An 11,750-nucleotide genomic window follows, 5' to 3' on the forward strand; every position below is an offset into this window, starting at 1 on the left:
TTTCGATGTTATTTTTTTTATTATTGGAGGATGAAAATGGAGAATCTTACAGGTGCTAATCTTGGCTTTGAAGATAAGTTATGGAATGCTGCCGATAAATTACGTGGTACTATGGACGCAGCTGAATACAAGCATGTAGTATTGGGATTAATCTTTTTAAAATATATTTCGGATTCTTTTTTGGAAAAGTATCAAGCTCTTCAAAAAGAAGAATATGCTAACCCTGAAGATCCAGATGAATATTTGGCTGAAAATATTTTCTGGGTTCCTAAGGAGGCTCGCTGGGATACATTGCAAGGCCTGGCCAAAGATCCTAAGATTGGTCAATTGCTTGATGCAGCTATGATTGCTATTGAGCGGGACAATCAATCACTCAAAGGTGTTTTACCAAAGGATTATAGTCGGCCTGCATTAGATAAGACACGCTTAGGCGAGTTGATTGATTTAATTGCTACTATCGGCCTTGGTGATGCCGAAAGTCGGAGAAAAGATATTTTAGGTCGAGTATATGAATATTTTTTAGCTAAATTTGCGGAGAAAGAAGGCAAAGGCGGTGGGGAGTTTTACACGCCCCAGTGTGTAGTAAAAACCTTAGTAACAATGCTTGAGCCTATAAAAGGGCGTGTTTTTGACCCTTGCTGTGGCTCAGGGGGCATGTTTGTTCAGAGTGTTCGATTTGTAGAGGATTATACAAATCGTTCTAGCAGTGAAAATCATCGCCAGGAAATATCCATATACGGACAAGAAATGAACTATACTACTTGGCGGTTGGCTCTTATGAATATGGCCATTCGTGGCATAGATGCCGACATTCGTTGGAATGAGAAAGGATCATTTCTGCAAGATGCTCATAAAGACCTTAGAGCAGACTTTGTTCTCGCAAATCCGCCATTTAATGATGAAGACTGGGGTTTTTCCAAAGTCAAAGACGATGTCCGCTGGGCTTATGGGACTCCTCCGAGCGGTGGTTCGCGCAAGCAAAAGGATGGTTCTGCTATCACGGTTGATGGTGGCAATGCTAACTATGCCTGGATTCAGCACTTTGTTCACCATTTAGCTCCAGATGGAACTGCGGGATTTGTCCTGGCTAACGGCTCTATGTCTACCAATACCTCCGGAGAAGGTGAAATTCGTAAAGCGATTATCGAAGCTGATCTGGTAGATTGTATGGTTGCGCTACCAGGACAACTTTTTTATACTACGCAAATTCCTGTCTGCCTATGGTTTCTTACTCGGTCTAAGAAGCCGGATTGTAAACGTGGTTTTCGGGGACGTGCTGGCGAAACGCTATTTATTGATGCTCGCAAATTAGGTGCGCTCATTGATCGTACCCATCGTGAACTTTCAGATAAAGAGATTGCCAATATTGCTCGCACATATCATGCCTGGCGTGGTGAAGAAAAAGACGGTACCTATAAAGACGAACCTGGTTTTTGTAAGGCTGCTACTATTGACGATATTCGCGCTCAAAACTATATCCTTACCCCTGGTCGCTATGTTGGGACGGAAGAAGTAAAAGATGATGGAGTGGTTTTTGAGGACAGAATGGCTGAACTTACCGAACGTTTATATAAGCAGATGCGGGAAGCACAAGATTTGGATACAGTAATACGCCGCAATCTGGAGGTGCTAGGCTTTGGCAAGTAAGTGGTGCACAAAAAAATTCGAAGATTTATTTCTCATACCATTAAGAAATGGACTAACTCGTCCCAAACGAGTACGTGGATCAGGAATAAAAATGGTTAATATGGGAGAAATATTCGCCTATGATAGGTTGTATGACCCTCCCATGGATCTAGTTCCTATATCTGATAAAGAAAAAGATAGCTATTTGTTGCATCCAGGAGATCTTCTTTTTGCCAGGCAGTCGTTGGTAAGGGAAGGCGCAGGAAAGTGTAGCATAGTAAAGCAAATTGGTAGTGAGACCACCTTTGAATCCCATTTAATTCGTTGTAGACTTAACCTGGAATTTGCAAATCCAGATTTTTATTATTATTTTTTTAAATCACATTTAGGTAAAGCTGCAATCGAGGCTATTATTGAACAGGTGGCAGCCGCTGGAATTCGAGGAACTGATCTAGCTAAAGTTTTATTACCTGTACCACCGATATACGAGCAACAGGCAATTGCCCATATACTTGTTGCTTTGGATGATAAAATTGAATTAAATAAAAGAATGAACGAGACATTAGAAAGCATGGCACAAGGGCTGTTTAAAAGCTGGTTTGTGGACTTTGATCCGGTAATTGACAATGTTCTTGTTACTGGCAAGCCAATTCCGCCAGAGTTGACTTCTCGAGGTGCTCTGCGTGAAGCTCTGGGGAATAAAGGCAAGATTCTAACAGAAAAAGTGCGCAACTTATTTCCCAGTAAACTTAATACTTGTGAATATGGATGGACTCCCGATGGGTGGAAGATGTATACAATTGGAGATGTTGTTAAAGTTGTAGGTGGAGGAACCCCAAGTACAGCAATTCCTGATTATTGGGAAGGCGGAGTTCATCCATTTTGTACTCCTAAAGATATGTCTGGTCTTTTGTCGACAGCTCTTGTTGATACGGAACGATATCTTACAGATAAAGGAGTAGCAAAAGTCAGTTCTGGAATACTCCCACCTGGTACTGTATTGCTATCATCTCGTGCTCCTATTGGATATCTTGCGATATCAGATATTCCTATTTCTGTAAACCAGGGAATCATTGCTATGATTTGTGATAATCTGATTACAAATGCATATGTTCTTAATTGGACTCGATTCCATATGGAAGATGTTTTAGCGAGAGCAAACGGTGCAACCTTTTTAGAAATTAGTAAGAAAAATTTTCGCACAATACCATTTTTACATCCAAACGAGGAAGTTTTAAAAGCATTTAATGCTTTTGGGAACGAAATTTACTCGCGAATAAGATTGTGCGCTAGAGAAATGTATAATTTAGCTAAACTCCGAGATCATCTTCTTTCAAAGCTTTTATCTGGTAGTTTGCGAGTAAAAGATGCAGAGAAAATTGTGGAGAGCCATTTATGAACGGTTTAAAGCCATGGGCCCAAGGTCCTTTCGATATGCTTCTTCACGCGGAAACCCATTTCCTAAAGGGGGAAGATTTTGATCGCCGGATTGCTCTCATCTCTTTTGACAATTGTATTGAAGTCGCGATTACAACCTATTTGTCTTTACATCCGATTCAGCGAGGAAATAGAGAATATAAACGTGAAGATATTGATAAATGGCAAAGAAATTATCATAATAAGTTGGACTTTTTTTATGAAGAGCTCAAACGGCGTAATCTAACAGAAACAATTGAACAGGCGGATATCGTTTATTACCATCAAAATCGCAACGACCAATATCATAGTGGCGCTACTGGTGTTCCAGAATTACATAAATTAGAAGGTATCCGGTTGGCAGCAATCTGGATATTTGAAGTTCTGTTTGGAGTAGCGGGAACGGAGCAACACTTAAAGGAAATGGTTGAGGCTGAAAACCGCATGAGTAGTCCGCCACTTAGAGAATTGGTAAAAGATCGATTAATTGATGCAGAATATGGCATGATTGAGATTGGCGGTATTCAGTTTTATTCAAGTGAAGTTTTGTTTAGTGTGGATTATCAGGCATATAAAGAAATCGGTGAAGAATTGGCCGCTTCGCTTGATCGGAAGCAGGAGGTGATAAATGGAGATGCAGACAACGAAGCAGGAAATGAATGAGAACTTACTCGAAGAAACAGCCTTATACTGGTTTTCCGAATTAGGATATACTGTGCTTCACGGGCCTGATATTGCTCCAGGTATGCCTTCGGCGGAGCGGGAGAATTATCGGCAAGTTATTCTTGTGGAACGGCTGCGGCAAGCTTTAATTCGTATTAACCCCGATGTACCTCAGGTGGGAATTGAGGAAGCTATTCGTAAGATTTTAATAGCTGATTCTCCAAATATGGCGGATGGTAATCGTTTTTTTCATCGATTACTTACTGACGGCGTGGATGTAGAAATTCCTTCAAGTAATAAATATGGTGGAAGTCATTATACGAAGGTTTGGCTGCTTGATCTCACCGTGATTGACAATAATGACTGGATAGCGCTTAGTCAATTTACGGTTATAGCAGATAATCGTAATCGGCGAGCTGACATGGTTATTTTTGTTAACGGGCTGCCTTTAGCTGTACTAGAACTTAAAAGCCCGGGAGATGAGAATGCGACTATCAAACAGGCGTTCAATCAATTACAAACCTATAAAAAAGATATAGCGTCGCTGTTTGTTACTAATGAAATTCTGGTTATATCTGACGGCATTCAAGCTCGATTAGGGACGATAACAAGTGGTTGGGACCGCTTTGTACCTTGGCGTACAATAGATGGAAAAGAAATTGAAAAAAAAGGTACTCCTGAGCTGGAGGTCTTGATTCGGGGATTATTTGAACGCAAGCGGTTTCTTGACTACATATTAAATTTTATTGTTTTTGAAGACGATGGAATAAAAGTTATTAAAAAAGCAGCTGCCTATCATCAGTATTGGGCAGTGAATAAAGCAATTTTTTACACTTTTTCAGCTTGCGGCATTGCAATCAGTGAGGATAAACTAATTGGCCGTTTTCCTAACTTTACAAGTCCTGCTGCTGTTGTAAAGGAGGGGCATAGTTTCTACGGTCCCGGAACGCAACATTTCGGTGGTCACCGTATCGGGGTGATTTGGCATACTCAGGGGAGTGGCAAAAGTCTATCTATGACTTTCTATGCCGGCAAGATTGTTCGTCATCCAGATATGCTCAATCCGACTCTTGTCATTATTACTGATCGTAATGATCTTGATGATCAATTGTTTGGAACTTTTGCCCGATGTAAAGATTTGCTGCGGCAATCGCCAGTACAGGCTGAGAATAGAGAGCAATTGAGAACACTTCTAAAGGTTGCTTCCGGCGGTGTCGTTTTTACCACTATTCAAAAGTTTATGCCAGATCAAAAAGGCGATACACATCCACTGCTTAGCCAAAGAGATAATATTGTCGTTATTGCTGATGAAGCTCACCGAAGCCAATATGAATTTATTGATGGATTCGCCCGGCATCTCCATGACGCACTCCCAAATGCTTCTTTCATCGGGTTTACTGGTACTCCAATTGAAAACAATGATCGTAGTACGCCGGCTGTATTTGGAGATTATATTGACAAGTATGATATGTTGAGGGCGGTTGAAGACGGATCTACGGTACCAATATACTATGAAAGCCGTTTGGTGCGTATTGCACTCAAAGAAGAGGAAAAACCAAACATTGATCCTGAATTTGAGGTAATTACAGAGGGAGAAGAAGAGGCAGGAAAACAAAATCTAAAAACAAAGTGGGCAGCGCTGGAAGCTATGGTTGGAACCGAGGAACGTATATGCCAGATTGCTGCTGACCTTGTAGAGCATTTTGAAAAACGCTTGGGTGCCATGGATGGTAAGGCAATGGTGGTGTGTATGAGTCGGCGAATTTGTGTTGACTTATACGAAGCGGTAAGAAAAATCCGACCGCATTGGCATCACGATGATGATGGGCAAGGTTTTATGAAAATCATAATGTCCGGCTCTGCCTCTGATCATCCTAAATGGCAGGCGCATATACGAAGTAAGATGGGGAGAGAAGCATTAGCTACACGATTTAAGGATGCGACAGATGATTTTAAATTGGTCTTTGTTCGAGATATGTGGTTAACTGGCTTTGATTGCCCTAGCTTACACACCATGTATATTGATAAGCCGATGAGTGGACATAATCTTATGCAAGCAATTGCTCGAGTAAATCGTGTTTTTCGCGATAAGCCCGGCGGCTTGGTTGTAGACTACCTTGGAATAGCCGATTCTTTAAAACGGGCCTTAGCAGACTATACCGCAAGTGGTGGTGAAGGTAGTACGGCCATTGATCAGATGCAGGCTGTTTCTGTATTAATGGAAAAATATGAAGTCGTACGTGCGATGTTTCATGGCTTTGATTATCGGACTATCCTTTATAGCGAGCAGCGGAAAAGGATTTCTGGAATAACTCAGGCTATGGAGTTTATTCTTGCCAGCCCTGAGGGAAAAAATCGCTATCTCCCGGCTGTTACTGCTCTCAGCAGAGCCTTCGCCTTAGCTGTTCCTGATGAAAATGCTTTAGCAATTCGGGATGAAATCAGGCTGTTCCAAGAAGTCCGGGCAGCATTGATAAAAATAACTGGTAATGAGCGCAATCAAACGCCGGATGAAATGGAAGCAGCAGTTAAACAACTGGTTTCAAAGGCCGTGATTTCTACAGAAGTCATGGATATATTTGCAGCAGTCGGATTGAGGAATCCTGATATTTCCATTCTATCTGATGAGTTTTTAGAAGAGGTTAAGACGTTACCACAACGAAATTTAGCCCTTGAGTTACTGAAAAAGCTAATCAATGATGAAATTAGAAGCCGCTCTCAGAAAAATATAGTTCAAGGACGATCTTTTGCAGAGATGTTGGAGCATGCAGTTCGTAAATACCAAAACCGATCTATTGAAGCTGCTGAGATTATTCAAGCTTTAATTGATCTGGCGAAAAATATTCGTGAAGCTGGCCAGCGAGGAGAAACGCTAGGCTTATCTGATGATGAAGTGGCTTTTTACGATGCTCTTGCTGATAATGGTAGTGCCCGCGATATCATTGGTGACGAAAAACTAAAATTTCTCGCACAAGAGTTAGTGATAAAAGTTAAACAAAGTGTCACAATTGATTGGAATTTGCGTGAGCCAGCTAGGGCTCAAATACGGGTCATTGTAAAGCGGTTACTACGTCAATACGGATATCCACCTAATATGGAGAAAAAAGCCACTGAACTTGTTTTGGCACAAGCCGAGCTTCTTTGTAAGGGATGGGCAGTATAAAAGAGTTAGTATCGTATTAATTATATAGGTAACGCTTACCCATGTTTTAAAAACGTGGGTAATTTTTTTTGTTTTCTACTCACGTTATATTGATATAGGAAGGTATTACCCATATAATGGAATAAAAGGGGGCGACACGATGCAAGATAGTACGTTAAAATGTTTACCGCCTGATATTGACCTTGAGACTAAGAAAGTGTTAAAACAGTTGGTTAGATCCCACAGAGCACTGGCGGAGTTAAAAGGCTTTGCCGATACGATGCCTAATAAGAACATTTTGCTCAATGCAGTGACCATCAATGAGGCGAAAGATAGTTCCGAAATAGAAAACATCATAACCACTCACGATGAATTGTTCAAGGCTATGTCCCAAGCAAATTATCATAATCCTGCGGCCAAGGAAGTTGTAAACTACCGGACGGCTCTCTGGAAAGGGTATGAACTCGTCAAAGCAAATAAGATGATGACCACGAATATGATTATTGAAATCCAACAAGACATTGAGAAAAACCGCGCCGGTATCAGAAAGTTACCGGGAACGGTTTTGCAAAACCAGACAACGGGTGAAGTGATTTATACACCACCCAGTAGTGAACAAGAAATTCTTGCACTTATGTCAAACCTGGAAAGATATATCAATGATGATTACGATGCGATTGACTCGCTGATCAAATTGGCAGTCATTCATTACCAGTTTGAATCGATCCACCCTTTTTATGATGGGAATGGACGCACCGGGAGAATTATAAACGTTTTATACCTTGTTCTTAAAGAACTGTTAGACAGTCCGATTTTATATCTTAGTAAATACATCATACGCAATAAAAGCGCCTATTATCGGCTGCTACAGGAAGTGCGAACGAAAGAAGCTTGGGAGGAATGGGTTCTTTTTATCCTGGATGGCATTGAGCAAACCGCCGAAGAGACATTATTGTTGGTGAAAAGAATTAATGCAGTGGTGGACAAGACTACAGAAGACATAAAAAATACGCTACCACGGGTTTATTCCAAAGAACTGGTGGAGCTGTTATTTTATGAGTTTTATACCAAAACGGCTTACGTGGAAGCAGGTCTTGGCGTCTCGCGCAAGACAGCGGCCGGTTATTTGTCGGCGCTAGAAGAAGCTGGTTTCCTTGTATCGCAGAAAATTGGCAAGGAGCGAATTTATCTCAACAAGCAATTGTTTGAAGTAGTTCAGGCGGCAGGGAACTGAAGAGCGCTCAGGTAATTTTGCAATTCGGAATGATGGACTGTAGTACTGGATAAAAATTCTCAATTTACTTGAGATATAAACAGAGATGGCAGAAAAAAGATACAGGAGACGTTTTTAGATTTGCACTCTTATTTATATGATAGTTGATAGGTAACACTTATTCCTTCTGCACGTCAAGTTATAAAAATACTTGGACTAAAGGACATAAGCACATGGATGAAACCAAATATTTAATCTTGATTAGAGGAAAAGATGAAACTTCAAATGTTTTATCGTATACCCGTCACGGTACAAAAGTGAATGTCATGTTTAAAAGCTTAAAGTCGTTTCCATACAGCCGCCAAAACGTAGTGATTGAAGAAAACCCAACAGTAATTGATGTCATAGATCAAGTGATATATTACAACAACATTCTTTTAACCGGTGTAAACCAAATATTACAGTTTAATGGAAAAGTAAAAATAATATTTGATAAACAGAAAAGTGAAGTATATAATTCAGACGCTATACGGGTAGATGATAACAGTTTAAATCATAATGTTGCACAAGATATCTTAAACTATTGGAAGGAAATTGCTCCGTACACTAAAAGCGACGATGATGAAGAAGCTTTCTTGAAGAGGGAGTATGATCGTTTAACCTGTATAAATCTTGAAAGTGTATTAGGCTGTTATATAACTAAGGAGCCTTTACAGTGTTTGAATCATGATACTAATGATGTAATCTTTCCTTTCAGTTTTAATTTGAGCCAAAAGCAAGCGTTGGAAAACGCCTTACGAGCGAATGTTTCAGTCATTGAAGGTCCCCCTGGGACAGGAAAAACGCAAAGCATCTTAAATATCATTGCGAATCTTGCCATTATGCAGGGCAAGTCGGTGGCGGTGGTGTCTGGCAATAACGCAGCTGTACAAAACGTTAAAGATAAGCTGGAAAAAGAGCAATATGGTTTTTTGCTGGCTTTTCTCGGCAATAAGAAAAATCGGAAGGCTTTCTTTGAGAAGCTGCCCCTGTATGATGTAACCGATTGGAAAAGCGAGATTGAGGAAAGTGTATTACTTGAGAAGATTAGTAGTTTGAATGGCAGAATCAATTATTTGTTGAATTTAAATAATGAGCAGGCGAAAGTTCAACAAGAATTAGCGGCTTATTATACGGAGAGACAACATTTCAATCGATACTATGACAATCAGGATATTGAAGAAATTAAACGATTGTTGTTTTATCGTAAAACGCCGGAACGGGTTATATCTTTTTTATCCGATCATTATTTTGCAACGGAAGAACACAAATCCCACAAGCTTACATACAGATTAAAATTGCTGATAAAATATGGCTTTACTGATTTTAAGAAACTAAAAGAGAATGAAATCGCTATTATTTTAAACTTACAAAAAGAGTATTACAATTTAAAAATAGCAGGCCTTGAGCAGCGCAAGAAGGCCTTAGCGCAAGAATTGGCTAATGCGGAGTTTGAGCAGTTGCTAGCTCAGCACAAGGAATATTCGACAATCTTATTCAAACAGAAATTATATGGTCGCTATCATGATAAAAAAGTTGAACAATTTACGGGTGCTTCTTATAAGGGGCATTTCGATAAATTCATTGAACGGTTTCCGGTTGTACTCAGTACTACGCACTCTTTACGTAATTGCGTACCTGATAACTATCTATTTGATTATCTAATTATTGATGAATCCTCACAGGTTGATCTGCTGTCAGGGGCGCTAGCCTTGTCCTGCTGTAAACGTGCAATTGTTGTAGGCGATACAAAACAATTACCGCATATCGTGGATGAGAAGATAAAGGACAAAATACAAACAGCGAATGTGGAGAATATTTATGACTATTTTCAGCACAATATTCTTTCTTCCATTCTTGCTCTCTACCCGGAGCTGCCCAGAGTTATTCTCAAAGAGCATTACCGGTGTCACCCTAAAATTATTGGGTTTTGTAACCAGAAATATTACCGTGGTGCATTGATTCCATTTACGCGGGAAGATACAAATGACACTCCGTTTATTTTCTATCGTACTGTTCAGGGAAATCATATGCGGGAAGTGACAAAAGGAGAAAGCCGGGGGAAATATAATCAACGGGAACTGGATGTTATCGAAGAAGTTTTACAAAATCCTCATCTTGTTACAAAAGATATTACTGAGATTGGTTTTACCACGCCTTACAGAAACCAGGCGGACAGAGCGGGAAAGGCTTATGATAATAGTATGGAGTGCGATACCGTACATAAATATCAAGGCAGAGAGAAGAAGCTTATGATTATGTCGACAGTTCTGGATAATACTTTTCCCGGTAAGAAGGGACTTGCTTTTGTGGATGATCCTTGTAAAATAAACGTTGCTGTTTCAAGAGCACAAGATCAGTTTGTATTGGTAACCGATCACTCGTTTTTTGAAAAAGCGGGAAAAGAAGTAAGTGATCTGATTCGCTACATCGAATACCATACATTAGATGAGCATCTAATTGAGAGTGAAGTGGTTTCTGTATTCGATTTACTGTACAAGGAGTATTCATGTAAATTTATGGCATTCAAAAAGCGTTTGCCCAATATTTCAAAGTATCAATCGGAAAACATAATGTGGCAATTGCTGGATGATATTATTAGCGAAGACAAATATAATTGTTTTGAGTTTACTATGCAAGTATTGTTGCGGAACCTACTTAAAAATGACGATAAGCTAACGCCGGAAGAAGTACGCTATGTAAATCATAATGCTTCTGTAGATTTTGTAGTTTATTACAAGCTGAATAGGAAGCCGGTGTTGATAATTGAAGTTGATGGCTTTGCCTTTCATGAAAACAATCCGGCACAATTGGCGAGAGATGCATTGAAAGATAGTATTTTAGATAAACATGACCTGCGTCTTTTACGGCTTGCGACAAATGGCAGTAGAGAAGAATTTAAAATAAAGAATGAGATAGAACAAGTACTGAATGTTATCTAGGTGGTTAGGTTAAAAATAAGACCCGCCCCCAAAATGAGGCGGGTATCACAGATGATAAGAATGTATTTTTATAGAGGACAATTACGGGACTTTGAAAGCAGTGCTATTGCGATTCGGGCAGTTCTTACATATATACGATTGGTAGAACTTATACTGCGAATTTAAGTTGGTGAGCTGCTCTAAAAAGGAGTAGGGAATCAAGCTCTCCCCCTCGCTCGTCAGTAGTGTACTACAACAACCGTACAACAACGCGGCGAAAAAGTTCTGTGACGGTCTGTAATGAAAAGCCAGCATTATCAAGCATTCATGGTGTTTTGAAAACGAAAAATGGCGCTTAAATTTGACTCTTAATCAGTAGGTTGTAGGTTCGATTCCTACGTGGGTCACCAGAAGAAACAAGGCTTTCCGGACTTAGTTCCGGAAAGCTTTTTTACTTTTACAACAACGTACAGCAACGGGAGAGAGAAGACCCGTGAATATCGCCTCTTAAGCGGTGATATTCACGGGTTTTTTATGTTGGCTCTCCGGTTGTTGTAGGAAGATGGAACGGGCCTGCCGGCAGCGAGGGAAACCGCGAACTGCGCGGCGGGAAAATAAAAAAGCCGCCTTCGTTAAAAGGCGGCAGTGTGAAAGCAATTCATAGAATTTTCTCTTTTCAGCCTGGAAGATTATGCTATAATAAGCGTAACAGGCTGTCGGGGAACGGTTG

General features: G+C 40.2%; 6 protein-coding genes. All 6 read left to right on the plus strand.

The window, feature by feature from the left end; all coding sequences use genetic code 11:
* The first annotated feature begins 36 nt into the window (after positions 1–36).
* Positions 37–1,647 carry a type I restriction-modification system subunit M gene (locus EV210_RS18350; RefSeq protein ID WP_207900772.1) on the plus strand — a complete coding sequence of 537 codons (1,611 nt, stop codon included), beginning with the start codon at positions 37–39 and terminating at the stop codon, positions 1,645–1,647.
* Entirely contained in the window at positions 1,637–3,025 is a 1,389-nt protein-coding gene (locus EV210_RS18355; protein WP_132082817.1) for a restriction endonuclease subunit S, read from the plus strand. Before EV210_RS18350 ends, EV210_RS18355 begins: the two co-directional genes overlap by 11 nt.
* On the plus strand, positions 3,022–3,705 hold the full coding sequence (locus EV210_RS18360) for a hypothetical protein (RefSeq protein WP_132082818.1): 684 nt from the start codon (positions 3,022–3,024) through the stop codon (positions 3,703–3,705). The genes EV210_RS18355 and EV210_RS18360 overlap by 4 nt, the downstream gene beginning before the upstream one ends.
* On the plus strand, positions 3,671–6,868 hold the full coding sequence (locus EV210_RS18365; protein WP_207900773.1) for a type I restriction endonuclease subunit R: 3,198 nt from the start codon (positions 3,671–3,673) through the stop codon (positions 6,866–6,868). The genes EV210_RS18360 and EV210_RS18365 overlap by 35 nt, the downstream gene beginning before the upstream one ends.
* A 139-nt stretch (positions 6,869–7,007) precedes the next feature.
* Positions 7,008–8,081 carry a Fic family protein gene (locus EV210_RS18370; protein ID WP_132082819.1) on the plus strand — a complete coding sequence of 358 codons (1,074 nt, stop codon included), beginning with the start codon at positions 7,008–7,010 and terminating at the stop codon, positions 8,079–8,081.
* 212 nt (positions 8,082–8,293) lie between these two features.
* The gene (locus tag EV210_RS18375) at positions 8,294–11,041 is read left to right on the plus strand and encodes an AAA domain-containing protein (RefSeq protein WP_132082820.1); all 2,748 of its coding nucleotides are present in this window, start codon (positions 8,294–8,296) and stop codon (positions 11,039–11,041) included.
* The last annotated feature ends 709 nt before the right edge of the window (positions 11,042–11,750 follow it).

This window comes from Anaerospora hongkongensis (assembly GCF_004339805.1).
Classification (GTDB): Bacteria; Bacillota; Negativicutes; order Sporomusales; family DSM-15969; genus Anaerospora; species Anaerospora hongkongensis.

What these genes read in the sequence shown, in the direction of transcription:
- EV210_RS18350 (WP_207900772.1), top strand. Translation starts at nt 37, where the DNA reads ATGGAGAATCTTACAGGTGCTAATCTTGGCTTTGAAGATAAGTTATGG.
- EV210_RS18375 (WP_132082820.1), top strand. Translation starts at nt 8,294, where the DNA reads ATGGATGAAACCAAATATTTAATCTTGATTAGAGGAAAAGATGAAACT.
- EV210_RS18360 (WP_132082818.1), top strand. Translation starts at nt 3,022, where the DNA reads ATGAACGGTTTAAAGCCATGGGCCCAAGGTCCTTTCGATATGCTTCTT.
- EV210_RS18365 (WP_207900773.1), top strand. Translation starts at nt 3,671, where the DNA reads ATGGAGATGCAGACAACGAAGCAGGAAATGAATGAGAACTTACTCGAA.
- EV210_RS18370 (WP_132082819.1), top strand. Translation starts at nt 7,008, where the DNA reads ATGCAAGATAGTACGTTAAAATGTTTACCGCCTGATATTGACCTTGAG.